The 25151-nt window shown below is 71.8% G+C and carries 16 protein-coding genes and 1 pseudogene; 9 read left to right on the forward strand and 8 right to left on the reverse strand.

Features of this window, described 5'->3' with window-relative positions; translation table 11 throughout:
- Positions 1–236: 236 nt before the first annotated feature.
- On the reverse strand, positions 237–2912 hold the full coding sequence (pulA, locus tag ACFYYR_RS00400; RefSeq protein ID WP_388846389.1) for a pullulanase-type alpha-1,6-glucosidase: 2676 nt from the start codon (positions 2910–2912) through the stop codon (positions 237–239).
- A gap of 71 nt (positions 2913–2983) precedes the next feature.
- Positions 2984–4378: pseudogene (locus ACFYYR_RS00405) on the reverse strand (alpha-amylase family protein); the annotation flags it as partial.
- A 300-nt stretch (positions 4379–4678) separates the two neighbouring features.
- Between ACFYYR_RS00405 and ACFYYR_RS00410 the strand changes: the two are divergent.
- The 6 genes from ACFYYR_RS00410 to ACFYYR_RS00435 all read left to right on the forward strand — a co-directional run bounded on the left by ACFYYR_RS00410 (position 4679) and on the right by ACFYYR_RS00435 (position 11726).
- Positions 4679–5980 carry an extracellular solute-binding protein gene (locus ACFYYR_RS00410; protein ID WP_388845037.1) on the forward strand — a complete coding sequence of 434 codons (1302 nt, stop codon included), beginning with the start codon at positions 4679–4681 and terminating at the stop codon, positions 5978–5980.
- Positions 5981–6092: 112 nt separating this feature from the next.
- Positions 6093–7106, forward strand: coding sequence for a carbohydrate ABC transporter permease (locus tag ACFYYR_RS00415; RefSeq protein ID WP_388845039.1), 1014 nt, complete (start codon positions 6093–6095; stop codon positions 7104–7106).
- The gene (locus ACFYYR_RS00420) at positions 7103–7957 is read left to right on the forward strand and encodes a sugar ABC transporter permease (protein WP_388845042.1); all 855 of its coding nucleotides are present in this window, start codon (positions 7103–7105) and stop codon (positions 7955–7957) included. Before ACFYYR_RS00415 ends, ACFYYR_RS00420 begins: the two co-directional genes overlap by 4 nt.
- A 93-nt stretch (positions 7958–8050) precedes the next feature.
- A complete protein-coding gene (locus ACFYYR_RS00425) occupies positions 8051–9700 on the forward strand; it encodes a glycoside hydrolase family 13 protein (RefSeq protein WP_388845045.1) in 1650 nt (549 codons plus the stop codon).
- Between the two features lie 25 nt (positions 9701–9725).
- Entirely contained in the window at positions 9726–10826 is a 1101-nt protein-coding gene (locus tag ACFYYR_RS00430; protein WP_388845048.1) for a LacI family DNA-binding transcriptional regulator, read from the forward strand.
- A gap of 36 nt (positions 10827–10862) precedes the next feature.
- Positions 10863–11726, forward strand: a complete 864-nt coding sequence (locus tag ACFYYR_RS00435; protein WP_388845051.1) for a phosphatase PAP2 family protein — start codon at positions 10863–10865, stop codon at positions 11724–11726.
- Positions 11727–11965: 239 nt separating this feature from the next.
- On the opposite strand, the gene ACFYYR_RS00440 is transcribed toward ACFYYR_RS00435, so the two are convergent.
- Entirely contained in the window at positions 11966–15034 is a 3069-nt protein-coding gene (locus ACFYYR_RS00440) for a bifunctional [glutamine synthetase] adenylyltransferase/[glutamine synthetase]-adenylyl-L-tyrosine phosphorylase (protein ID WP_388845053.1), read from the reverse strand.
- A gap of 948 nt (positions 15035–15982) precedes the next feature.
- On the opposite strand from ACFYYR_RS00440, the gene ACFYYR_RS00445 reads away from it, so the two are divergent.
- Together ACFYYR_RS00445 and ACFYYR_RS00450 are read left to right on the forward strand one after the other, a co-directional pair.
- Positions 15983–17116 carry a hypothetical protein gene (locus ACFYYR_RS00445; protein ID WP_388845056.1) on the forward strand — a complete coding sequence of 378 codons (1134 nt, stop codon included), beginning with the start codon at positions 15983–15985 and terminating at the stop codon, positions 17114–17116.
- A gap of 121 nt (positions 17117–17237) precedes the next feature.
- On the forward strand, positions 17238–18380 hold the full coding sequence (locus tag ACFYYR_RS00450; protein WP_388845059.1) for a hypothetical protein: 1143 nt from the start codon (positions 17238–17240) through the stop codon (positions 18378–18380).
- A 48-nt stretch (positions 18381–18428) separates the two neighbouring features.
- On the opposite strand, the gene ACFYYR_RS00455 is transcribed toward ACFYYR_RS00450, so the two are convergent.
- The 5 genes from ACFYYR_RS00455 to ACFYYR_RS00475 all read right to left on the reverse strand — a co-directional run bounded on the left by ACFYYR_RS00455 (position 18429) and on the right by ACFYYR_RS00475 (position 22907).
- Positions 18429–19055 (reverse strand): hypothetical protein, encoded by a 627-nt coding sequence (locus tag ACFYYR_RS00455; protein WP_388845062.1) that lies wholly within the window; start codon positions 19053–19055, stop codon positions 18429–18431.
- 1 nt (position 19056) lies between these two features.
- Positions 19057–19527 (reverse strand): hypothetical protein, encoded by a 471-nt coding sequence (locus ACFYYR_RS00460; RefSeq protein ID WP_388845065.1) that lies wholly within the window; start codon positions 19525–19527, stop codon positions 19057–19059.
- Between the two features lie 253 nt (positions 19528–19780).
- Positions 19781–21142 (reverse strand): type I glutamate--ammonia ligase, encoded by a 1362-nt coding sequence (gene glnA / locus ACFYYR_RS00465; protein ID WP_351515342.1) that lies wholly within the window; start codon positions 21140–21142, stop codon positions 19781–19783.
- A gap of 230 nt (positions 21143–21372) precedes the next feature.
- Positions 21373–22209, reverse strand: coding sequence for an alpha/beta fold hydrolase (locus ACFYYR_RS00470; RefSeq protein ID WP_388846391.1), 837 nt, complete (start codon positions 22207–22209; stop codon positions 21373–21375).
- Positions 22210–22232: 23 nt separating this feature from the next.
- On the reverse strand, positions 22233–22907 hold the full coding sequence (locus ACFYYR_RS00475) for a DUF998 domain-containing protein (protein ID WP_388845068.1): 675 nt from the start codon (positions 22905–22907) through the stop codon (positions 22233–22235).
- 133 nt (positions 22908–23040) lie between these two features.
- Here ACFYYR_RS00475 and ACFYYR_RS00480 point away from each other — a divergent pair, with 133 nt between their 5' ends.
- On the forward strand, positions 23041–24795 hold the full coding sequence (locus ACFYYR_RS00480) for an NAD+ synthase (protein WP_388845071.1): 1755 nt from the start codon (positions 23041–23043) through the stop codon (positions 24793–24795).
- The last annotated feature ends 356 nt before the right edge of the window (positions 24796–25151 follow it).

Raw genomic sequence — 25151 nt, forward strand, 5'->3', positions numbered from 1 at the left:
GGGCGGGGGGGGGGCGCGCGGGGGGGGGGGGGCGCCCGCAACTTATTTTCCGGGGCCGGGCGCCCCACAAATACACGGAAGCTCCCGCACCCCCCCACCCCTCCGGCCCCGGCCCCCTCCCCTCTCGTCAGCGGCTCTCCCCGGGTGGGCTGTTCGCTGGTTCGGCCCGTCCGTCGGCGGCTTTCCGTTCATGGACGCGCCGCATTCGTTGGAGCAGCACCTGCCCGGGTCCGCTGTCAGTCCGCCCGGAACACCGCGACCGTGCGGGGCGGGACCGTGAAGGTGTTGTCGGTGTGGGTTGCGGTCTTCACGACCGGGTCGCTGCCGTGGGCCTGGACGGGGTGGAGGCGGTACGGGCGGGCCGTGGTGAGGTGCTGTTCCTGGCGGTCCGGGGAGGCGTTGAAGATCACCAGGAGCTTGCCGAGGCGCATGGTGATCACGCCCGGGGTCTCCTCCGTGCCCGAGAGCGGGAAGGAGAGGTCCGACTGGACGGCGTCGGCCGTGGCCAGCCGGAAGGACTTCTCGCTGGTGGCGATGCGCAGCAGGTCGCGGTAGGCGGCACCGGCGGAGCGGATGTCCGGGCAGGTCGCGCGGAGGGCCGGGTCGGCGAGGAGCGGTTTGGCGTAGGGCCACTTGGCCTTGTTGTCCGCTGCCGGGGGCAGGCCGCGGCCGAAGCCGTTGGCCGCCGGGCCGCAGCTGAAGTGGATGGCGTTGAACCAGTCGCCGCTGTCGAAGGAGTTGCGGTCCAGCGACTTGGAGCGCAGCAGGTCGGTGCCGGCCTGGGAGAGCGCCGGGCCTTGCGAGAGGGCGGCGGTGGCCATGGCCAGGACCTGCATTCTGGCCCGGTCCGCGCCGGTGGTGCGCTGCGGGAGTTTGAAGGCCAGGGCGTCGTAGAGCGTCTCGTTGTCGTGGGCGTCGGCGTAGGCGAGGGCGTCGCCGGGAGCCCGGGCGTAGCCGGCGGGGGCGCCGTTGTAGTCGACCTCCGAGCCCTTGACGCGGGTGCCGGAGGAGTCGGTGAAGGTGAAGTCCGCGAGGTTGCCGGTGAGGCCGACCTTGATGAGGTCCTGGGCGTGGCGGAGCCGTGCCCGTTGTTCGGCGCGGGTGCCGTTGGCGGGTGAGCCGTTGGGGTCGGTGAAGAGACCGGAGGCGAAGCCCTGTACTCGGGGGTCCTCGTCGAACGGGCCGCCGCCGCGTACCGCGTCGCGCGCCCGGTCGCTGAAGGTGGCGATGCCGGTGCCGGCCATGTTCCGCTGGGTGGCCTGGGGGAAGCGGGCGTCGTCCGCGACCTCGCCGAAGTTCCAGCCCTCGCCGTAGAGGACGATCTTCCTGCCGTCGACGCCGTCCTCGGCGGGGGTGAGCGCGTCGAGGGCCTTGCGGACGGCGAGGATGTTCGCCTTCGGGTGGTGGCCCATGAGGTCGAAGCGGAAACCGTCGACCTTGTACTGCCTGGCCCAGGTGACGACCGAGTCGACGACGAGTTTGCCCATCATGGTGTGTTCGGGTGCGGTGTTGGCGCAGCAGGTGGAATGGGCGACCGAGCCGTCGGCCAGCAGGCGCTGGTAGTAGCCGGGGACGATCCGGTCCAGAATCGACGTGTTGTGCTGGCCGCTGGCCACGGTGTGGTTGTAGACGACGTCCATCACGGTGCGCAGCCCGGTGCGGTTGAGGGCCTGCACCATGCGGCGGAACTCCACGGTGCGGCGGGGGCCGTCGGGGTCGGTGGCGTAGGAGCCCTCGGGGACGGTGTGGTGCAGCGGGTCGTAGCCCCAGTTGTAGGCGTCGCCGGCGGCGCCCCGGGTGACGCACTCCTGCTGCTGCTCGGAGTCGGCGGGGTAGGCGGCCGGGTCGCAGTCGGGGGTGTCCCGGCGGCGCTCGGGGATGGTGCCGATGTCGAAGGCCGGGAGGAGGTGGACGTACGAGGTTCCGGCCTGGGCGAGTTTCCTGAGGTGCCGGACGCCGGCGGAGCGCCGGTCGGTGAAGGCGAGGTAGCCGCCGGGGTGCCGGTTGGTGCGGTCGGCCACGGAGAAGTCGCGGATGTGGAGTTCCTGGATCCGGGCGGCGCGCAGGGGCACGGGGGCGGGCTTGCGCAGCGTGGACCAGCCCGGGGGCGCGAGCCGGGGGTCGTCCATGTCGACGGCGAGGCTGCGGCGGGAGTCGGTGGTCAGGGCGGTGGAGTAGGGGTCGGTGACGTGGTTGGTGACGAGTCTCCGCACGGTCGGGGCCCAGACGGTCACCGCGTAGCGGTAGGGCTCGCCCGCCCAGCTCTTCGGGCCGGTCACGGACCAGACGCCGGTGCGGGCGTCGCGGTGCATGCGGTGCGTCCGGCCGCCGAGTTCGAGGGCGACGGTGCGCGCGGTGGGGGCCCACACGGAGAGGGCGGGGCGGCCGCCGGTGAAGACCGGGCCGAGTTCTGTGCGGGAGGCGTTCGTTCCGTAGAGGTCGTCCAGGGCGCCCGGTATCTGGACGCCGGTCGCGGCCAGCAGGGTGCCGGACGCGGACCGCTGGGTGGCGACGAGCTGGCCGCGGAGGGCGGCGCGGACGCGGTCCCGGTCGCGCGGGTCGACGGTGAAAGCCGGATAGTCCTTGAGGTGCGGGTACTTCGCGCGCTGTGCGTCGGTCAGGGTGGAGGGGGTCAGCCGGAGCCGGTGGTCCGCGTCGGACAGGTCGCCGTTCTCGACGGTGATGCCGCCGCGCGGGGCGTAGACGAGCTGCCGGGTGGCGGTACCGGTGGCCTGCTCCTTCCAGACCACGGTGGAGCGGTCGATCCACTGGGCCCGGGCTGCGCCGAGGTCCAGGTCCGGTGCGGCGGTGGCCGGGACGGCCGGTGCGAGGGCCGCGCACAGGGCGGCCGCGACGACGGCCGCCGTTCTGCGCGGAGAGGGGCGGATCACGGACGGTCTCCTCGAGGGGATACGGGAGGCCGCCCGGTGCGCGGGCGCGCGCCGGGCGGCCGGGTCGGTTGCCGGGGTGGTTCAGGCGGTCAGCAGCGGCGCGCCCCGGTGTGCAGGGCGAGCGCGGTGTCGGCGCCGAGGGTGGCGGTGAACTTTCCGGAGCCGTCGACGGTGACGTTCCGCCCGCTCTGCACATCGCAGTAGTCGCCGGCGGGGAGCGAGCTGGTGAAGGTCCGGGACAGGGCCTTCTTCTCGTGGTTGACGGCGACGAAGCCCTTGTTGCCCCGGCCGAAGGCGATGGCGTCGTTGCCGTTGTCCCACCAGTGGGTGACGGCGGTGCCGCGCACGGTGTTGCGGAAGCCGACCATGCGGGCGATCTCGGGCCAGGCGTGCTGGCACTTCCAGCCGTCGGCGTAACAGGCCTTCACCGAGCCGCCGTTGGGCGGTCCGGCGTCCTTGTCGGACCACTCGTAGCCGGAGTGGACGTCCGGGGAGCCGTAGGGCCAGGCGAGCATGAAGACGTGCGCGAGGGTGTAGTCGGCGCCGTCCTTGTAGCTGAGGGTGTCGCCGGCCCGCTCGGTGTCGTGGTTGGCGACGAAGACCGAGGCCTTGCCGCTGTCCGGATAGCCCCAGCCGGCGCCGTAGTTCTTCAGGTACGACAGCTGCTCGCCGGTGAAGACCCGCTTGAGGTCGCGGGCGTAGCGGAACTCCTGGACGTCGCCGGTGCCGAGGTACTCGTCGGGGGAGACGGCCTCCCCGGCGCCGTGGATCACCTCCTGCTTCCAGTACGCGTCCGGGTCCTTCAGCTTCTTCCTGACCGCCGCGAGGTCGGTGGCGGGTATGTGCTTGGCGGCGTCGATCCGCAGGCCGTCGACGCCGAGGGAGAGCAGGTCGTTCAGGTAGCCGGCGATGCGGGAGCGGACGTGCTCCTCGCCGGTGTCGAGGTCGGCGAGGCCGGAGAGTTCGCAGTTCTGCACCTCGGCCCGGTCGCCGTAGCCGCCGATCTCCGACCGGCAGTCGTCCATGTCCTGCGGGCGGTAGGTGCCGGGGTAGTCGTACTTGGTGTAGGCGGTGCCGTCGGTGCCGGTTCCGGAGCCGGCGGACATGTGGTTGATCACGGAGTCGGCGACGACCTTCACGCCCGCGGAGTGGCAGGCGCCGACCATCTCCTGGAAGGCGGCGCGGTCGCCGAGCCGTCCGGCGATCCGGTATCCGACGGGCTGGTACGAGGTCCACCACTGGGACCCCTTGATGTGTTCCTGGGGCGGTGAGACCTGGACGGCGCCGTATCCGGCGGGGCCGAGGGTCTTCCGGCACTCCCGGGCGACGTCGTCGAAACGCCACTCGAAGAGGACGGCGGTGACGTCCTTGTCCCCCGGCGGGGACGCCTGCGCCCGCGGGGCGGTGCCCGGGGCGACGACGGCGGTCGCCACCCCCGCCGTGACGGCGAGGGCGACGGCGAGAGACCTGCTGACGGTACTGGCCATGTGGGGGGCCTCCTCCTTCGGGAGGTGGGGGGTGACGGTGCAGCCTTGCGGCAACGCGCCCTGCCCGTAAGGCCCTTGAGTGATGGTTCTTGCAGCAAGACGGCAGCCGCCGTGCTGCGGTCGAGACCGTACGAGCCCCGACCTGCGGGGTCAACCCCCGGGACACAGGGAGGTCACAACGGTGAAATCACGCCGTTTTCTCGTTGCAAGGTCTTTCGCAAGAGATTTCAGCCTGTTACGTTCCTGCCCAGCCCGGACCACCCAGGGACTCGCCGGGTCACACTCATTGAGGAGATCCATATGCGTCGAGGCATATCGGTCGCCGCGGTGGCCGGCGTGCTGGCTCTGGCGGCGACGGCCTGCGGTGGGGAGACGGCCGACACCGGCGGTGACGGCTCGAAGGCCGCCAAGGACCCGGGCAACGTGTCCGGCACCGTCACCTGGTGGGACACCTCCAACGAGGCCGAGGGCCCGGCGTACGGGAAGCTGATCGCCGACTTCGAGAAGAAGTACCCGAAGATCCAGGTCAAGCGGGTGCCGGTGTCCTTCGACGCCGCCGAGCAGAAGTTCAAGACCGCCGCCCAGGCCGGGAAGGGCGCACCCGATGTGATGCGCACCGACGTCGGCTGGACCGCCGGCTTCGCCAACCTCGGGCTGCTCCAGCCGCTGGACGGCACCGTCGCTCTGGACGGCAAGGCGGACTACCTGCCGGGTCCGCTGTCCACCGCCCGCTACAAGGGGCAGACCGTCGGCGTCCCGCAGGTCACCGACACCCTGGGTCTCCTCTACAACAAGGAACTGTTCAAGAAGGCCGGGATCAGCAAGCCCCCGGCCACCTGGGAGGAGTTCGCCGAGACCGCGAAGAAGATCAAGAAGAAGACCGGGGTCGCGGGCACCCAGCTCAACCCCGAGGGCTACTTCTCCCTGCCGTTCGTCTACGGCGAGGGCGGTGACATGCTCGACGTCGGGAACAAGAAGATCACCGTGAACTCCCCCGAGGCCGTCAAGGGCATCGAGACGGCCCTGAAGATGGTGAAGTCCGGTGTCTCGCTGAAGCCGGCCACCACCGACGGCTACGTCAACATGCAGACCGCCTTCAAGGACGGCAAGGTCGCCATGGTCGTCAACGGCCCCTGGTCGACGGCCGAGGACTACACCGGCAAGGCGTTCGAGGACAAGAAGAACCTGGGCATCGCCCCCATCCCGGCCGGCTCCTCGGGCAAGGGCGCGGCGCCCATCGGCGGCCACAACTACACCGTCTACCGGGGGACGAAGAACCTCGACGCCTCGCTGCTCTTCGTAAAGTTCATGACGTCCAGGAAGAGCCAGGAGTACACCGCCACCGAGCTCGGCACCCTGCCGACCCGCACGTCGGCGTACACCGCGGCGGTGACGGCCGACCCGGTGAAGAAGGCCTTCCAGGACGCGCTAGCCACCTCCAAGGCGCGTCCGGCCATCCCGGGTGTCGGTGATCTCTTCGTCGCCTACGACCAGCACTACGTGAAGATCCTGCGCGGCCAGATGTCGCCGAAGGCCGGGCTCGACGCCCTGGCGGAGGAGTGGCAGACCAAGCTGATCAAGGACTACAAGACCGGCGAGTGACAGTCTCCGGCTCGGCCGGCCGGGGGTCCGCCCCGCTCGCGTGGGCGGACCCCACGCGCCCGGCCGGCCGAGCCGGTTCCCGCCCGCCCCGCTCGCAGAAAGCCCTGGAGCCATGACCACAGCCGTCACCCCGCCCCGGAGCACCGCCGGTGCCGGGAGCACCCGGCCCCCGGAGCGCGGCCCGCGCCCCGGGCCGCTCACCCGGGCCCGGCGCTCGTTCGCCACCCACTGGTACGCCTGGGCGATGGTGCTGCCCGTCGTCGTGGTGCTGGCCGTCCTCGTCGGGTATCCGCTCGGCCGCGGCCTGTATCTGTCCTTCACCGACGCCAATGAGGCCAACATCGGCCGCACCATCGGGAACTTCGAGGTGCCGGCCAGTTACTCGTTCGTGGGGCTGGAGAACTACTGGAACATCCTCTCCGGCAAGGAGGGGTCGTTCTACCCGCGGCTGGGCTGGACGGTGATCTGGACCGCGAGCTGCGTGTTCCTGCACTACGGCATCGGTCTGGGGCTGGCGATGCTGCTCAACCGGCCGCTGAAGGGCCGTTCGCTCTACCGGGTGCTGCTGATCCTGCCCTGGGCGGTTCCGGCGTTCGTCGCCGCGTTCGCCTGGAAGCTGATGTACAACAGCCAGAACGGCGTCCTCAACGCCCTGCTGGCGAAGGCCGGGGCGGGCCCGGTGGACTGGCTGGGCGACCCGGTGATCCAGAAGATCTCGGTGATCGGGGTCAACACCTGGCTGGGTGTGCCGTTCATGATGGTGGCGATCCTCGGCGGTCTGCAGTCCATACCCCGGGAGCTGCACGAGGCGGCCGAGATGGACGGGGCGTCGCCCTGGCAGCGGTTCCGGAACGTCACCCTGCCCGGCCTCCGCCCGGTCAGCAGCACCGTCATCCTGCTGGGCACCATCTGGACCTTCAACATGTTCCCGATCATCTACCTGGTGATCGGGCAGGCCGGCGGCACCGAGAGCGAGATCCTGGTGACCTACGCCTACCGGCTGGCGTTCCAGGGGGTCCGCGACTACGCGGGATCGGCCACCTACGGCATGGTCATCCTCTCCCTGCTGCTGGTCTTCTCCGTCTTCTACCGCAGAATGCCGACCCGTCAGGAGACCGCCCGATGAGCACCACTGCCGTACGCGTCCGGGGCCGCGGGGAGCGCTCCCGGGCCTCGTCGGTCGCCCTGCACGCCGCCCTGGCCCTGGCCGCGCTGATCGCGCTCTTCCCGGTGGCCTTCATCGTCCTGGTGTCGCTGCGCGGGGAGAACGGCTGGACGCACCCCATGGAGATGTCCGGCTTCTCGCTGGGCAACTACAGCCGGGTGCTGGGCGAGACGGAGTTCCTGACCTGGTTCGGCAACTCGCTGGTCGTGGCGGGCGGCACCACGGTGGTCGGGGTGCTCATCTCGGCCAGCGCCGGGTACGCGGTGTCCCGGATGCGCTTCCCCGGCCACAAGTCCCTGATGTGGTCGTTCCTGATGTTCCAGATGTTCCCGGTCGCGGTGCTGATCGTGCCGCTGTACAACACCCTGGGGAAGCTGGGGCTGCTGGACAGCTACGGCGGTCTGATCCTCACCTACTGCTCGGTGTCGGTGCCGTTCTGCGCCTGGATGCTCAAGGGGTACTTCGACACCGTGCCCGCGGAGATCGACGAGTCGGGGCGGGTCGACGGGCTCACCCCGTTCGGCACCTTCTGGCGGCTGATCGTGCCGCTGGCCCGGCCCGGCCTGGCGGTCACCGCGTTCTACTCCTTCATCACGGCGTGGAGCGAGGTCGCCTACGCCACCCAGTTCATGTCCAGCGAGGAGAACTACACCCTCGCCGTCGGACTGCAGACCTTCGTCGGCCCGCACCGGGCCGAGTGGGGCCTGATGACGGCCTCCTCGGTGCTGATCACCGTGCCGGCCGGCCTGATGTTCTTCTTCGCCCAGAAACACCTCGTCGCCGGCCTCACGGCGGGCGGCACCAAGGGCTGACCGGCCCGTATCCCCGGTCCGCGCGGCGCGCCGGACCGACCGACTCCTTGCACATGAAGCCCGTTGACGGGCCGACCCGATGGGGAACGCACCATGACCCAGGACCTCGCCCCTACCGTCCGCGAGCAGACGGCCGGGCCGCACACCCAGGGGTGGTGGCGCAGTGCCGTCATCTACCAGGTGTACGTGCGCTCGTTCGCGGACAGCGACGGCGACGGCATCGGTGACCTGCGCGGCATCCGGGAGCGGCTGCCGTACCTCGCGGAGCTCGGGGTGGACGCCGTGTGGCTCACCCCCTTCTTCGCCTCGCCGCAGGCGGACGGCGGGTACGACGTCGCCGACTACCGCGCCGTGGACCCGCTGTTCGGCTCCCTGTCGGACGCGGACGACCTGGTGCGCACGGCGCACGAGCTCGGACTCAAGGTGATCGTGGACATCGTCCCGAACCACACCTCCGACCAGCACGTGTGGTTCCGGGCCGCGCTCGACGAGGGGGCGGGCGCGGCCTCCCGGGACCGCTACCACTTCCGGCCGGGACAGGGCGAGCACGGCGAACTGCCCCCGAACGACTGGGAGTCGGTGTTCGGCGGCCCGGCCTGGACCCGGACCTGCGGCCCGGACGGCACCCCCGGCGAGTGGTACCTGCACCTCTTCGCCCCCGAGCAGCCGGACCTCAACTGGGACAACGAGGAGGTGCGGGAGGAGTTCGAGTCGATCCTGCGCTTCTGGCTGGACCTCGGGGTGGACGGCTTCCGGATCGATGTCGCGCACGGCATGGTCAAGGCCGCGGGGCTGCCCGACATCGGGCGCAGCGAGCAGGCCAAGCTGATCGGCGCCCAGGTGCTGCCGTTCTTCGACCAGGACGGGGTGCACGCCATCCACCGCTCCTGGCGGAAGCTGCTGGACTCCTACGGCAGCGACCGGATCGGCGTCGCCGAGGCCTGGGCGCCCACCTCGGAGCGGCTGGCGCTGTACGTCCGGCCGGACGAGCTGCACCAGGCGTTCAACTTCCAGTTCCTGACCTGCGACTGGGACGCGGGCTCGATGCGCACGGTGATCGATGCGTCACTGGAGGCGACGGCCTCGGTGGGGGCGCCCACCACCTGGGTGCTGTCCAACCACGACGTCGTCCGGCACACCACCCGCTACGGCGGCGGCGAGCCGGGGCTGCGCCGGGCCCGCGCGGCGGCGCTGCTGATGCTCGCCCTGCCCGGTTCCACCTACGTCTACCAGGGCGAGGAGCTGGGGCTGCCGGAGGTGCTGGACCTGCCGGACGAGGTGCGCCAGGACCCGGCGTTCTTCCGGGCGGGCAGCCAGGACGGCACCCGGGACGGCTGCCGGGTGCCGATCCCCTGGTCCGGCGACCGGGCCCCGTACGGCTTCGGGCCGGGCGGCAGCTGGCTGCCGCAGCCCGAGGCCTGGCAGGAGCTGTCGGTCGAGGCGCAGTCCGGCGATCCGCGGTCCACACTGGAGCTGTACCGCTCGGCCCTGGTGCTGCGCCGGGAGCTGCCCGGGCTGGGCGACGGCCCGATGGCCTGGCTGGACGCACCGGAGGGAGTGCTGGCGGTGTCCCGCCCGGGATTCGTGTGCACGCTCAACACCCTGGACCGGGAGGTCGAACTGCCGGTGCCGGGCCGTCCGCTGCTGTCCACCTCGCCGCTGGCCATCCTGATCCCCGAGGGACGCAGCGCGGAAGGAACCGTCCGCATTCCGGCCGATTCCTGTGTGTGGTGGGCGGTCTGAGATGCGACCGGTACAGTCCCATCCCGTGACCGCGCGACTTGCTGATATCGCAGCCCAGGCGGGGGTCAGCGAAGCGACGGTGAGCCGGGTCCTCAACGGCAAGCCGGGCGTGGCCGCGACCACCCGCCAGTCCGTGCTGGCCGCGCTGGACGTGCTGGGCTACGAACGGCCGGTCCGGCTGCGGCAGCGCAGCGCCGGCCTGGTCGGGCTGATCACCCCGGAGCTGGACAATCCGATCTTCCCGGCGTTCGCGCAGGTGATCGGGCAGGCGCTGACCCGCGAGGGGTACACGCCGGTGCTCGCCACCCAGACGCCGGGCGGCGCCACCGAGGACGAGCTGACCGAACTGCTGGTGGACCGCGGGGTCGCCGGGATCATCTTCATCTCCGGGCTGCACGCCGACACCTCCGCCGACGCGCAGCGGTACGAGCAGCTGCGCGGCCAGGGCGTGCCGTTCGTCCTGATCAACGGCTTCTCCCCGAAGATCAGGGCGCCGTTCGTCTCACCCGACGACCGGGCGGCGATGCGGCTGGCGGTCACCCATCTCGCGGCGCTCGGCCACGAGCGGGTCGGGCTGGCGCTGGGGCCGCAGCGGTTCGTCCCGGTGCAGCGGAAGATAGAGGGCTTCCTGCAGAGCATGGACGAGCTGCTCGGCTACTCGGCGGCCCGGGCCGAGACGCTGGTGCAGCACTCGCTGTTCTCCCTGGAGGGCGGCCAGGCGGCCGCCTCCGCGCTGATCGACCGCGGCTGCACGGCCGTGGTGTGCGCCAGCGACATGATGGCGCTCGGCGCGATCCGCGCCGCCCGGCAGCGCGGCCTGGACGTGCCGCGGGACATCTCGGTGATCGGCTTCGACGACTCCCCCCTGATCGCGTTCACCGATCCTCCCCTGACCACGATCCGGCAGCCGGTGCCGGCCATGGGGCAGGCGGCGGTCCGGGCGCTGCTGGAGGAGATCGGCGGCACCCTCTCCGGGGCGGCTCAGGGCGGTGCCCCGGAGCCGCTGCACAACGAGTTCGTCTTCCTTCCGGAGCTCGTGGTGCGGGGTTCCACGGCGGCCGCACCGGGCGGGCAGACCTCCTCCTCCAGGCGTAGCGTGGGTGAAGAGGAACCGACCGGCGAATGATCTGTCGGAGGCGACGATCTGGCAGACTGTCCCGCTATGGGTGAAGTATCTGTGAGGACTCTGGAAGGCCGCAGGTCGGCCACCACCCCGCCACCCATCGAGGAGCGTTCGGACCGCCCCGCAGTGACGCACACCCTGACGGTCCGGCTGCGCACTCCTCGCCATCCCCGGCTGTGGTTCGAGATCCTGCTGATCGCGATGAGTTACTGGACGTACTCGCTGATCCGCAACGCGGTCCCGGAGCAGAAGACCGAGGCCCTGCGCAACGCCGACTGGATCTGGCGGGTGGAGGAAGTCCTCGGCATCGCCGTGGAGCGAACGGTCAACCACGCCGTGAACTCGGTGGAATGGCTGATCGTCGCCATGAACTACTACTACGCGACGCTGCACTTCGTCGTGACCATCGTGGTCCTGGTGTGGCTGTACCGGTGGCATCCCGGGCGTTACGCGGCGACCCGGCTGGTGCTGTTCGCCACCACCGGGGTCGCGCTCCTCGGCTACTACCTCTATCCTCTGGCGCCGCCGCGGCTGATGCCGCACGGCGGGTTCGTCGACACCGTGCTGGTGCACGAGACCTGGGGGTCGATGGCGTCCGGCAACCTGGCCGCCATGTCCAACCAGTACGCGGCGATGCCGTCGATGCACATCGGCTGGTCGGTGTGGTGCGGCATCACCATCGTGATGCTGGCCCGCCCGCTGTGGCTGAAAGTGGTGGGCATCGCCTATCCGGCGCTGACCCTGGTGGTCATCGTCGCCACCGCGAACCACTTCTGGCTGGACGCGGTCGGCGGGCTGATGTGCCTGGCCTTCGGCTTCGCGCTGTCGTACGCCTGGTACGGCACGATGGCGTACCGGCTGCCGCGCCAGGTGCCGGTGCAGCCGGAACTGCGCCCGGTCTGAGGGGGAGGCCGGCCGACGCCGGTCGCCCCGTGCCCGGTGTCCCGGTGCGCGGGCCCCGCCGGCTGCTCTGCGCAGATCTCCGGTGCGCGGGCCGGGCAGCTGGTGCGCTCAGGGCTCCGGTGCCCGTCACGCCCGTGCGGGATCCGCCCGCCGTGCTCTCTTCCGGCCCGTCGTGATCTTTTCGGCCGGTCGCGCCCGTGCCTGGTCCGGGCCGTCGCGCCCATGGCCTGTCCCGGCCGTCACGCCCCGTAGAACAGCTCCTCCACGACACCGCGTGCCCTCCGGGTGATCCGCCGGTAGTCGTCCAGCATCTCGCCGACGTGGCCCGGCTCGTACCCCAGGTAGCGGCCCACCGCCGCGAGCTCCCGCCCGTCGGTGGGGAACGTGTCGCCGGGCCGGCCGCGCACCAGCATCACCGCGTTGCGCACCCGGGCGGCCAGCACCCAGGCCTCGTCCAGGATCTCCGCGTTCTCGGTGACGATGAGCCCGGCGGCGTGCGCGGCGTGCAGTGCCTCGCGGGTGCGGGTGGTGCGCAGGCCCGGCTCGGCCCAGCCGTGCTGCATCTGCAGGAGCTGGACGGTCCACTCGACGTCGGAGAGACCGCCGCGGCCCAGCTTGGTGTGGGTGGTCCGGTCCGCGCCCCGGGGCAGCCGCTCGGACTCCATCCGGGCCTTGAGCCGGCGGATCTCCCGTACGGCGTCCTCGCCGAGGCCCTCGGCCGGGTAGCGCAGCGGGTCGACCAGCTCGATGAACCGCCGGCCCAGGTCCGGATCGCCCGCGACGGGCTCGGCGCGCAGCAGCGCCTGGCTCTCCCAGATCAGCGACCAGCGCCGGTAGTAGGCGGCGTACGAGGCCAGGGTGCGGACCAGCGGACCGGACTTGCCCTCCGGCCGCAGATCGGCGTCGATCAGCAGCGGCGGGTCGGCGGTGGGGAGCTGGAGCAGCCGGCGCATCTCGTTGGCGACGGCGAACGCCGCCTGGGCGGCCTCGTGTTCGTCGACCCCCTCGCGCGGCTCGTGGACGAAGAGCACATCGGCGTCCGAGCCGTAGCTGAGCTCCTGGCCGCCGAAGCGGCCCATGCCGATCACGGCGAACCGGGTGGGCAGCTCGTCGCCCCAGGTGGCGCGGACGGCGGCGCGCAGCGCGCCCGCGATCGTCACCGCGCTGATGGTGCTGATCGCGCCGCCGACCAGGTCCACGGCGCCACTGCCGGTCAGCGAGTAGCCGGCCTCCTGGTCGGCGCCGCCCTCGGTGCCGTAGGAGCCGATGAGGTCGGCCGCGGCGGTGCGGAACAGCTCCCGGCGCCGCACCCCTCGGGCCGCGGCCACCGCCGCCTCGGGCCCGTCGGCACGGCCCACGGCGGCGAGGATCTCCTGTTCCAGGTGCCGGTGGTCGCGGGGGTTGAGGCCCTCCGGGTCGCCGAGCAGGGCGACCGCCTCGGGGGCCCGCAGCAGCAGGTCGGGGGCGAGCCGCCCGGCGGACAGCACCCGGGCGAGGTTCTCCGCCGCCGCCCCTTCGTCCCGCAGCAGCCGCAGGTACCAGGGGGTCCGGCCCAACGCGTCGGACACCTTGCGGAAGTTGAGCAGCCCCGCGTCCGGGTCGGCCGAGTCGGCGAACCAGCCGAGGAGGACGGGCAGCAGGGTGCGCTGGATCGCCGCCTTGCGGGTCACCCCGGAGGCCAGCGCCTCCAAGTGCCGCAGCGCGGCGCCGGGGTCGGCGTAGCCGAGTGCTTCGAGGCGCTGCCGGGCGGCCCGCGGGCTGAGCCGGGCCTCCCCCGGGTCGAGCTGGGCGACCGCGTCGAGCAGCGGCCGGTAGAAGAGCTTCTCGTGCAGCCGCCGCACCTCGCGCGCATGGCGCTTCCACTCCTTGCGGAGGGTGGTGACCGGTTCGGTCCGCAGGCCCAGGGAGCGGCCGAGGCGGCGCAGGTCGGCCTCGTCCTCGGGGACGAGGTGGGTGCGGCGCAGCCGGTACAGCTGGATGCGGTGCTCCATCGAGCGCAGGAAGCGGTACGCGGCGTCGAGCGAGGCGGCGTCCGCGCGCCCCACGTAGCCGCCCGCGGCGAGCGCGGCCAGGGCGTCGAGGGTGGCGCCGCTGCGCAGGGTGGCGTCCGTGCGTCCGTGCACGAGCTGGAGCAGCTGGACGGCGAACTCCACGTCCCGCAGCCCGCCCGGCCCGAGCTTCAGCTCGCGGTCGATCTGCGCCGGGGGGATGTTGTCGACGACGCGGCGGCGCATCTGCTGCACGTCGGGGACGAAGTTCTCCCGCTCGGCGGCCTGCCAGACCAGGGGGTCCACCGCGTCCAGGTACTCCTGGCCCAGCGCCATGTCGCCGGCGACCGGCCGGGCCTTGAGCAGCGCCTGGAACTCCCAGGTCTTGGCCCAGCGCTGGTAGTAGGCGAGGTGGCTGGAGAGGGTGCGGACCAGCGGGCCGTTGCGGCCCTCGGGGCGCAGGTTGGCGTCGACCGGCCAGATGGTGCCCTCGGCGGTGGTGTCGGAGCAGATCCGCATCATGTGGGAGGCGAGCCGGGTGGCGGCCTGCATCGCCTTGGACTCCTCGGCGCCGTCCACCGGCTCGGCGACGAAGATGACGTCCACGTCGGACACGTAGTTGAGCTCGTTGCCGCCGCACTTGCCCATGGCGATCACGGCGAGGCGGCACATCCGGGCGTCGGACGGCTCGTGGGCGTCGGCGATGGCCAGCGCGGCGCGCAGCGTGGCGGTGGCCAGGTCGGCCAGCTCGGCGGCGCTGTCGGCGACGTCGATGGTGCCGCAGACGTCGCGGGCCGCGATGGTGAGCAGGCAGCGCCGGTAGGCGGCGCGGAGGGTGTCGGCGTCCCGGGCCTCGTCCAGCATCCGCTCGAACTCGTCGACGCCGGGGTGCAGGTCGGCGGACTCGTAGGTGACGAGGGCGTGCCAGTCGAGGGGGTGCCGCGACAGGTGGTCGCCGAGCGCCTCGGAGGCGCCCAGCACCCCGAGCAGCCGGTCGCGCAGCGGCTTGGAGCCGATCAGGGTGTCCAGCAGCGTCCGCGTCTCGGTGGGCCCGCCGTTCTCGCCGGAGGCGGCCCGCACCTCGTCCCGCAGGGCCAGCCCCTCGACGAGCCGCACCAGGCCCATCAGCGCCAGGTCGGGGTCGGCGGTGGCACCGAGCGCGTCGAGCAGCACGGGGTCGGTGCTGAAGGCCGAGAACTCGGGGGCGTCGAGCAGCCGCTCCGCCGCCGAGGGGTCGGTGAATCCGTGCCGGAGCAGCCGGGTGAAGGTGCTGCTCCTGCGTCCCTGCGGTACCTGCGCCACCGCCGCCTCCCGTCCCATGGGGGCCGGCCTGCCGCCGGCCCGGCCCCGGCCCGCCTTCCGCGCCCGGTCGCTCCCGGGGGCTCCCAGGTGCTCCCGGCGGGTGCGGTCACGGGCACCCTCGCCCGCACCGCCGCCCGCGCCGTCGTGCCCGTGTCCCGTGCGGAACCCGGACGGGACCGGTCACGAGCCTAACCGCCCGGACCCGTCCGGCGCGGCCCGCCCGGCGGGTGTCCGGGGCGGTGTTCCCAGCATATTTCGACGTGCGGGGGTTCCATGATCGATCACCGTGCGGGAGGGCTCGTCCGGTGGGGAGCCGGGGGCGGGGAGTGGGGGTGAAGGTGTCGGGGTGGGGAGGCCGGGGTGGGGAGGCCGGGGACGGGCGCGCCGAAGGCCGGACGGCGGACGAGGAGGGCCGGGGGCCGAATGCCGACGGGGCGGAGGGCCGGTGTGTGCGGGTGCTCACGGCTCCAGGAGAAGCCGTGAGCACCACCCCGGGAGGGGAGGTGATGCGGGGCTACGGACCTCCGGAGCCCGTCACCGGCCGAGAGGCGCGGACCGCTGCGGCGTCACCGATGCCTGGCGGCGACGGCCTCCCGCGCCCCGGTCATCCGGGCCTCCGACGCCGACCGGTGGCGTCCTCGGGAATGCTGCCGATCGTGCACCAGGCAGTGCTCGTCGGCCCACCGCCGAACCGCTCCTGCATGTGCCTCGGCACCTTCGGCGACATGTCCGTTCCCCTCGTCGGCTGCTGTTCGAGCCCAGTCAACGCCCTGAAGTCGCAAGCCGGAAAGCCACCGGAGGCCCGTTCATGCCCGCCACCCCCTCCGGAAACGGCATTCCGCGCAATACAACCGGAAGCAAGTGCAAGCAGAACTGTCGCCCGCCACATCTCTTTCCGGCAACAGCGGACATGCCGACCCGTGTGTCGGACAATACTGAGAGCAAGGAACGGGGGGCGGAGAGTTGATGCCGGAAACCGAGCAGGCGCGGGCTTTCCTCTGGAAGTTGCAGGCACGGGTGGCCGAGGCGCGCGGCTGGGCGCCGCCTCAGCAGAACGACGCGTTCATGCGCAGCATCGCGAAGGGCGTCATGCCCGGCGCGACCGAGGAGCAACTGGACGCCATCATCGCGTCGTCGAACCAGATCCCGGAGCACTGGCCCCGGAGAGGCCCCCATGAGGACATGGGCGGCTACTGGCTGATCCATACGCTCGCCGACACGCTGGAGCGCCATATCCGGCCGCCCTTCGTCCGGCCGACGCTGGGCACCCTCGTCACCGGCGAGATCAATGCCGTCACACTCCTCGTCCCCGGTTCCGACGCGCATCTCGTGGTCTTCGAGGATCAACTCCTCAACTTCGCCAACCTGTTCAGCAAAGCCGTGGCCCTGGCCATGCCGTTCGAAGGTGGCGACGACGGGATGCTGCGCTTCTCCGTCGACATGGACGAGGTCCATCGCCACCTCCGGGAATCCCCGGAGGCGCTGGAGCGCTTCCGCGAGGTCGTGTTCGCCTATCTGCTGCACGGCGAGCCGGGAAGCGCTCCGCAGTACTTCGCGTCGCCCCAGGTCAGCGGGCTCGCCTCGATCCTCCGCAACGGGCTGGAACTCTTCGTCCTGGGCCACGAATACGGCCATGTCCTGGACGGCCACCTGGCCGACGGCACCGCGTCGCGGCGGCTGCTGGGGACCTCGGGCCCCGACGTGGCAGAAGCCACCTGGAGCTGGGAGAAGGAACACATCGCCGATCTGATCGGCTGGAATCTCTCCATGTCCGCGATGAATGAGCAGCGATACGACCTCGCCCTCAGCCATGCGGGGGTCGAATTGTTCTTCTCGGCCTATGAAGTCCTGAACCGGGCGCTGTCCCTGCTCATGCGCGGGACGGACACCGTCGGCACGTCCACCACGCACCCGCCGGCCAGTGACCGGCGGGAACTCCTGCGCATCAACCTCCAGCAGAGCGTGCCGGAGCACGCCGAATCGGCCATCGGCCTGGCCAACGGCATCCAGGAAATCGTGGACACCATGTGGAAGAGCACCGCTCCCCTGGTCCTGGAGATGCACCGCGGGGGCCGGCGTCCGGACGTCCGCTGGCTCTGACGGCGGTCCCCGCAGCGAACCGGGCGTCACGCCCGACACACATCCGGCCGCACAGGCACACGACCGATGCCACAACGGCCCCGGACCGGGGCCGAAAGCCGCTGAACAGGGGGGCGGAACATTGACGCATGAGCCGGACCGCGCACGGAACTTTCTCTGGAAACTCCAGGCGACGATTGCCGAGGCCCGGGGCGACGGCCCGGCAGAGCACGAGCACTCCGATGAGGCCCTGCGGACCATGGCCCGGGGCATCGTCCCGCATGCGACCGAGGAGGAACTGGACGCCGTCATCGCGGCGGCCCGTCACATTCCGGATCACTGGCCTCCGCTCGGCCCGCACGAGACGTGGGAGTGGTACCACCTGATCCACTCCCTCGCGGACACTCTGGAACGTCACGTTCCGTCGCCCTTCACCCGGCCCATGCTGGGCACGCTGGCCACCGGCGAGATCAACGCCATCACGATTCTCGTCCCCGACACCGACGCGCATCTCGTGGTCTTCGAGGATCAACTCCTCAACTTCGCCAACCTGTTCAGCAAGGCCGTGGCCCTGGCCATCCCGTTCGAAGAGGCGGAGGACGGGATGCTGAGGTTCTCCCACGACATCGACAGCGTGCGGCGCCACCTCCGGGACTCCCCCGCGGCCCTGCAGCGGTTCCGCGAAGTCGTCCTCGCCTACGTGCTGCGCGGCTCGCCGGGGGCCGCGCCGCAGTACTTCGTCCCGCCCGAGCTCAACCCCCTGGCCTCGACACTCCGCAACGGGCTGGAACTCTTCGTCCTGGGCCACGAGTACGGCCATGTCGCCGACGGCCATCTCGCCGACGGCACCGCTCCCCGGCGGCTGCTGGGCACCGCGGGGCCCGCCGTGTCGGAGGCCACCTGGAGCTGGGAGAAGGAGTTCGTCGCCGATCTGATCGGCTGGTCCCTGTCGGTGTCGGCGATGGTGGAGAAGCGCCACGACGTCGCGCTCAGCCACGCCGGCGTCGAGCTGTTCTTCTCCGCCTACGAGGTGCTGAACCGGGCATTGTCCCTGCTCATCCGCGGGGAGGACACCGTCGGGACGGCCACCACGCACCCGCCGGCCAGTGACCGGCGCAAGCTGCTGCGCATGAACCTCCAGCAGAACGCCGAGGAGCACGCCGAGTCGGCGATCATGCTGGGCACAGGGATCCAGGACATCGTGAACCTGCTGTGGGAGAACACCGCCCCGGCGGTCCTGGAGCTGCACCGCCGGGGTGCACAGCCGGACGCCCGCTGGCTGTGACGGCCTGGCCGGGGCGGGGCGTCTTCGACGTCTCCCCGAACGTCCCCGCTACGGGCAGCTCTTCACCGGCTTCGCCGAGGCGACCCGCGGCATGGGGACTTTCCGCTCCACGCCCTGGACCCGTACCCGCACGCCCTTCTTGGCGTCCCAGCCCACCAACGGGCCGCAAAGCACCGTGCCCCGGGTGTCGACGACCCGGAATCCGGCCTTGTCCGCCCGGCTGCCGTACCAGGTGAGCCCGACACCCGCGGCCACCACCGCGAGCGCCGTGAACCCGGCGACGATCGCCCGGCGCAGATCCGTGACCGCGCGGCGCACACTGAGCCGCTGACGGGTGAGCAGTTCCTCCAGCGAGCTCTCCGCCACCCGACGCCGGGGCAGTCCGAAGGCGGCCCGCATGGCCCAGAACGCGCCCGCCGCGGACAGCAGCAGGCCGGTGAGCAGCAGCAACCCCACGGCGCCGCGCGACCAGCCGGTCAGTGTGTGCACCTGGTCCGGTCCCTTGACCACGCCGACGGACGTCAGCAGGGCGAGCAGCGCGGCGAGACCGTTGCGCCAGCTCTCCGCCTGTGCGCGGACCCGGGTCAGCTCGTCCTCCAGCAGCCGGCGGGCCTCGTCGGCCCGGAGCCGGCTGGCGGGCGTACTGGGTATCCCGGGCGTGACCCGGATCGCCATGTCACACGCCCCATTCGACGTGCAGCACCCAGGAGGCGCCGCAGCCCTTGCGCTCCCCCGTCTCGTCGTGGTCGGTGCGGCAGCCGCAGATCACCTCGACCTGCCGCGCACCCTGCTGGGCGGTGGCCCGGTACAGCGCCCGGGACAGCAGGCCACGGCGGAGTCCGCCCCCGGACATGATGGCGCTGGAGTAGGCGACGAGCCGCTCGGAGAACACACTCGGGTGCCCGCAGCGGGGGCAGGGCCCGCTCACCACGATCACCTCGGGAGTCCGCTCGTCCGGGTGCAGGCTCACCGCCGCCGTACCGGCCGCCACCCGGTTCCACTCCGGGTCCGACGTCTCCCGGTAGGGCAGTTCCTGACCCTCGGGATCCGACGACTCTTGGTTCGATGACTCCTGGCCCGACGACGCGGGATTCGACGACTGCGCGTCCGACGCCCCCTGGTCCGGCAGTTCCTGATCCTCCGACACCGTTCCTCCCCCTGTGCCGCGAGGCACCCCCCGTGCCCCTGACGTTCCAACATAACGCAGCGGAACGGCCCGGACACAGGGGTCGCGCTGGACTTCCCGCAGGTCGCCCCGGGCTCACGCCGGACTCCGGATCCGGGACCGGAGAGCGGTTCACCGGCAAGCGGCTCACCGGCGAAACGCCTCCGGGCCGACGGCATTCCGCCATCGGCCCGGATCAGCGGTCAGCGGTCAGCGCGTACGCACCGGCCCGCGCTCAGAGCACCGGCAGGTTCTTCCGCAGCTCGAACGCCGTGACCTCGGAGCGGTACTCCTCCCACTCCTGCTTCTTGTTGCGCAGGAAGAAGTCGAAGACGTGCTCGCCCAGTGTCTCCGCGACGAGTTCGCTGCGCTCCATCAGCGAGATGGCCTCGCCCAGGTTCTGCGGCAACGGCTCGATGCCCATGGCGCGGCGCTCCGCGTCGCTCAGCGCCCACACGTCGTCGTCCGCGCCCGCCGGCAGCTCGTAGTCCTCCTCGATGCCCTTGAGCCCGGCGGCGAGCAGCACCGCGTACGCCAGGTAGGGGTTGGCGCCGGAGTCCAGGGAGCGGACCTCGACCCGGGTGGAGACCGTCTTGCCCGGCTTGTACATGGGCACGCGGATGAGGGCCGAGCGGTTGTTGTGGCCCCAGCAGATGTACGAGGGGGCCTCGCCGCCCGCGCCCGCGGTGCGCTGCGAGCCGCCCCAGATGCGCTTGTAGGAGTTCACCCACTGGTTGGTGACGGCCGCGATCTCGCCCGCGTGCCGCAGCAGGCCCGCGATGAAGGACTTGCCGACCTTCGAGAGCTGGTACTCGGCGCCGGACTCGTGGAAAGCGTTGCGGTCGCCCTCGAACAGCGACAGATGGGTGTGCATGCCGGAGCCGGGGAACTCCGAGAACGGCTTCGGCATGAAGGTGGCCTGCACGCCCTGTTCCAGCGCGACCTGCTTCATGATCAGCCGGAACGTCATGATGTTGTCGGCCGTGGACAGGGCGTCCGCGTACCGCAGGTCGATCTCCTGCTGTCCGGGCGCGCCCTCGTGGTGGGAGAACTCCACGGAGATCCCCATGGACTCGAGCATGGTGATCGCCTGTCGGCGGAAGTCCATGCCGACGTTCTGCGGGGTGTGGTCGAAGTAGCCGGAGGAGTCCGCCGGGATCGGCCGCCGTCCGTCCACCGGCTTGTCCTTGAGCAGGAAGAACTCGATCTCGGGGTGGGTGTAGAAGGTGAAGCCGAGGTCGGAGGTCTTCGCCAGGATCCGCTTGAGGACGTAGCGGGGGTCCGCGTACGACGGTGAGCCGTCCGGCATCAGGATGTCGCAGAACATCCGGGCCGTGCCGGGGGCCTCGGCGCGCCAGGGCAGGATCTGGAAGGTGGCCGGATCGGGCTTGGCGATCATGTCCGATTCGTAGACCCGGGCGAAGCCCTCGATCGCGGAACCGTCGAAGCCGATGCCCTCGTCGAAGGCCTGCTCCAGTTCGGCGGGGGCCACGGCGACCGACTTGAGGAACCCGAGCACATCGGTGAACCACAGGCGTACGAAGCGGATGTCGCGCTCTTCGAGCGTGCGGAGCACGAACTCCTGCTGCTTGTCCATCGCTACTTCCTTGCAGGTCGGACGGCCTGTTCAGCACCGCCGGCGGTCACATCGCGGGGCCACCATCAGTATCACCGGGGGCGGTTTCCAGCAGGTTACGCGTCCGGGCGGAAGGCCGTGCAATCCGGCTGCGACGCCTCCCCGCCGCGGATCCCGCGGTCCGGCCCCTGCCCCACCCGACCGTACCCGGCGTCCCCCTGTACCCCGTCCGACAAGCTGTGCCCGAGGACCTAGGGCAGGCCCCTGCCCAGCACGGCCCTCGCCACGGCCGCCGGATCGTCGAGCATCAGTTGGTGGCCGGCCGGGGCGGACAGCCGGAACTCCGCGCCGAGGAGTGCGGCGAGCCGGCGCTGCTGGTCGAGCCAGCGCAGCTCGTGGGGGGACTCGCTCGCGTCGTACGCGGCGAGCACGGTGACGGGAACGGGCGGCAGCGGGTGGCGGGCGCGCAGCGCGACGGTCTCGGTCACCAGGTCGCGGTAGGTGGCGTTCTCCAGCAGCACGGTGTGCAGGGTCCGGCTGGTGCCGTAGCAGCGGCGGACCAGCTTGTCCGGTACGGGGTCGTGGTGGCGGACGGTCGCCGTGCGGACGGTGAGGCGGCGGGCGGTGCCGGCCAGCAGCCGGGGCAGGCCGGCGGCGGAGAGCGCGGCGCCCAGGGCGCGGGCGGCCCCGATGCGCAGCCCGGCGGGGAAGGGGGACGGGCCGTCCTCCACGACGCTGCTCTCCACCAGGACCAGGCCCGCCGTCCGCTCCGGGTGGAGCCGGGCGAAGGCCTCGGCGTGGAAGCCGGCCAGCGAGTGCCCGACGATCTCGCAGCGTCCGGTCAGGCCGAGCGCGGCGAGGACGTGCCGGATCCGGGCGGCCTCGCCCGCGGCGGTCGGGACCCGCACCGCGGGGGCGCTCAGCCCGAGGCCCGGGCGGTCGAAGCGGACCACGGTGCGGTACGGCGCGAGGAGCGGGACGACCTCGTCCCAGTCGAACCACGGGCTGCCGAGTCCGCCGGTCAGCACGGTGACCGGGCCCGACCCCTCGCACAGCACATGGGTGGGCAGGCCGTCGATGCGCAGCATCCGCCCGGGGATGCCGGGGCGGGTCACCCGGCGCGCTCCCGCCCGGCGAGCGCGGACGCCAGCAGAACGGTCCAGACGGCGATGAGCAGCACCTGCAGCCGCTGGCCGGCGCCCAGGAACCACGGTCCGCGGCCGGCCTCCACCGCGGCGACGGCCACCAGCGTCCACAGGCTGGCGAGGAGTTCGACCGCGACGAGATGCGGGCCGAAGCGGGCCACCGGCGCCCACCGCCCGTAGCGGCGGGCGGCGACGGTCAGGGCCACCAGGGCGACGAGCGCCCCGCCTATCGCGACCGAGCTGCTGACGGTGTGTGCCACGTGGGTGAAGGGCACCAGTCCGGCGCGCTCCCGTGCCGCGCAGCCGGGGTCGTCGATCGGCGCGCAGCTGAGCGGGAGGCGCGAGTCGACGGCGGTGGCGGCGCCGAAGACGGCCATGCCGGCCCAGCCGGCCATGGTCCACCGCGGCCCGCGGTCCCCCTGGAGCAGCGCGGTGACGGCGGCGGCGAGGAACAGCAGCCCGGCGATCAGATCGGTGGTCCGGAACAGCGCGCCTAGCGGCTGGTCGGTCGCCGCGAGCTCGCTGACGTAGGTCTCCGCGGGGTCGAGGCCGGTGGCCAGGACCACCTCCAGCGTCCAGGCCGTGTAGGTGACAGCTCCGAGGGCGAGCAGGGCGGCGATGAGGCGCGAGGCACGGGACATAGTGGACGCCATGCTATTGCCGCAGCTCAACGACGTCGTTCCGAGGGTGCGGACGGCGGGACTCCGCAGCGTGGCCCCTGCTCGGTGAGGTTCCCCACCCTGATCGCGTCAGAAAGACGATTACACTGACGGGGTGCCTCAACTTCGTCTCGCCCTGAATCAGATCGACTCGACCGTCGGCGATCTCGCCGGGAACGCCGAGACGATCGTCCACTGGACCCGGCACTCCGCCGAGCAGGGGGCCCACCTCGTGGCCTTCCCGGAGATGGCGCTGACCGGCTACCCCGTCGAGGACCTCGCGCTGCGCTCCTCCTTCGTCGAGGCGTCGCGCGCCGCGCTGCGTGCGCTGGCGGCCCGGCTCGCGGACGAGGGGCTCGGTGAACTCCCGGTCGTGGTCGGCTATCTGGACCGGGCCGGCAGGGCCCAGCCGCGCTACGGCCAGCCGGCCGGTGCCCCGCAGAACGGGGCGGCGGTGCTGCACCGCGGCGAGGTCGCGCTGACCTTCGCCAAGCACCACCTGCCCAACTACGGCGTCTTCGACGAGTTCCGGTACTTCGTCCCCGGCGACTCCCTGCCCGTCGTCCGGGTCCACGGCGTCGATGTGGCGCTGGCCATCTGCGAGGACCTGTGGCAGGACGGCGGCCGTGTCCCGGGCGCCCGCTCCGCCGGCGCCGGGCTGCTGCTCTCCATCAACGCCTCGCCGTACGAGCGGGAGAAGGACGACACCCGCCTGGAGCTGGTGCGCAAGCGCGCACAGGAGGCGGGCTGCACGACCGCCTACCTGGCGATGATCGGCGGCCAGGACGAGCTGGTCTTCGACGGCGACTCCATCGTGGTGGCACCCGACGGCGACGTGATCGCCCGCGCCCCCCAGTTCGCCGAGGGCTGCGTGGTGCTGGACCTGGACCTGCCGGCGGCGGCCCCCGTGCCCCCGTCGGGCACCGTCGACGACGGCCTGCGCATCGAGCACGTCACACTCTCCGCGGACCCGCTCCCCGCCTACGAGCCGGAGCTGGCCGGCGGTTACGCCGACCGGCTGGACGACGCGGAGGAGGTGTACTCGGCCCTGGTCGTCGGCCTGCGGGCGTACGCGGCCAAGAACGGCTTCCGCAGCGTCCTCATCGGCCTGTCCGGCGGCATCGACTCGGCGCTCGTCGCGGCCATCGCCTGCGACGCCCTCGGCGCGCAGAACGTGTACGGCGTCTCCATGCCCTCGCGCTACTCCTCCGAGCACTCCAAGGACGACGCCGCCGACCTCGCCCGCCGCACCGGGCTGAACTACCGCACGGTGCCGATCGGCCCGATGTTCGACAGCTACATGACGGCCCTGGGCCTCACCGGCCTCGCCGAGGAGAACCTGCAGTCGCGGCTGCGCGGCACCACGCTGATGGCCATCTCCAACCAGGAGGGCCACATCGTCCTCGCCCCGGGCAACAAGTCCGAGCTGGCCTGCGGCTATTCCACGCTGTACGGCGACTCGGTCGGCGCCTACGGCCCGATCAAGGACGTCTACAAGACCCTGGTCTTCCGCCTGGCCACGTGGCGCAACCAGGCCGCCGAGGAGCGCGGGCAGACGCCCCCCATCCCGGAGAACTCGATCACCAAGCCGCCGAGCGCCGAGCTCCGGCCGGGCCAGGTCGACACGGACTCCCTGCCCGACTACGACATCCTCGACCAGATCCTGGAACGGTACGTGGACCGCGACCAGGGCCGCGCGGAGATCGTGGCCGCGGGCTTCGACCCCGACCTCGTGACCCGGATCCTGCGCCTGGTCGACACGGCCGAGTACAAGCGCCGCCAGTACCCGCCGGGCACGAAGATCTCGGCGAAAGGTTTCGGCAAGGACCGCCGCCTCCCGATCACCAACCGCTGGCGCGAACAGGGCTGACACCCGACCACCACACACGGGAAAGCCCGGCATTTCCGAGGAGTCTCGGAAATGCCGGGCTTTCCCGTCCCGCCACCCAGCCGACAGCCATCGGGGGCACAGAACCGGAACAGACCGTCACGGACCAAGGAGGCCGCAGCGGGGAGGACTCCAGCGGACGCCCACCGCACCGGACACCGGCGTCCACCGATGGACGACCACCGGCGTGAGGGGGACGGGGCCGCAGGGGTGGGGGGTTCCGGAAGCTGCCGTGTATTTGTGGCCCGCCAGGGCCGTAAATATACGTTCCGGAACCCCCCACCCCGGAGGCCCCGGCACCCGCCCACGCACCCGACCGGGCGCACCCCAACGCCCAC

This window comes from Streptomyces sp. NPDC001922 (assembly GCF_042891165.1).
Lineage (GTDB): Bacteria > Actinomycetota > Actinomycetes > Streptomycetales > Streptomycetaceae > Streptomyces.

What these genes read in the sequence shown, in the direction of transcription:
- ACFYYR_RS00415 (WP_388845039.1), top strand. Translation starts at nt 6,093, where the DNA reads ATGACCACAGCCGTCACCCCGCCCCGGAGCACCGCCGGTGCCGGGAGC.
- ACFYYR_RS00435 (WP_388845051.1), top strand. Translation starts at nt 10,863, where the DNA reads ATGGGTGAAGTATCTGTGAGGACTCTGGAAGGCCGCAGGTCGGCCACC.
- ACFYYR_RS00410 (WP_388845037.1), top strand. Translation starts at nt 4,679, where the DNA reads ATGCGTCGAGGCATATCGGTCGCCGCGGTGGCCGGCGTGCTGGCTCTG.
- ACFYYR_RS00445 (WP_388845056.1), top strand. Translation starts at nt 15,983, where the DNA reads ATGCCGGAAACCGAGCAGGCGCGGGCTTTCCTCTGGAAGTTGCAGGCA.
- ACFYYR_RS00420 (WP_388845042.1), top strand. Translation starts at nt 7,103, where the DNA reads ATGAGCACCACTGCCGTACGCGTCCGGGGCCGCGGGGAGCGCTCCCGG.
- ACFYYR_RS00440 (WP_388845053.1), bottom strand. Translation starts at nt 15,034, where the DNA reads ATGGGACGGGAGGCGGCGGTGGCGCAGGTACCGCAGGGACGCAGGAGC.
- glnA (WP_351515342.1), bottom strand. Translation starts at nt 21,142, where the DNA reads ATGGACAAGCAGCAGGAGTTCGTGCTCCGCACGCTCGAAGAGCGCGAC.
- ACFYYR_RS00475 (WP_388845068.1), bottom strand. Translation starts at nt 22,907, where the DNA reads ATGTCCCGTGCCTCGCGCCTCATCGCCGCCCTGCTCGCCCTCGGAGCT.
- ACFYYR_RS00470 (WP_388846391.1), bottom strand. Translation starts at nt 22,209, where the DNA reads ATGCTGCGCATCGACGGCCTGCCCACCCATGTGCTGTGCGAGGGGTCG.
- ACFYYR_RS00455 (WP_388845062.1), bottom strand. Translation starts at nt 19,055, where the DNA reads ATGGCGATCCGGGTCACGCCCGGGATACCCAGTACGCCCGCCAGCCGG.
- ACFYYR_RS00425 (WP_388845045.1), top strand. Translation starts at nt 8,051, where the DNA reads ATGACCCAGGACCTCGCCCCTACCGTCCGCGAGCAGACGGCCGGGCCG.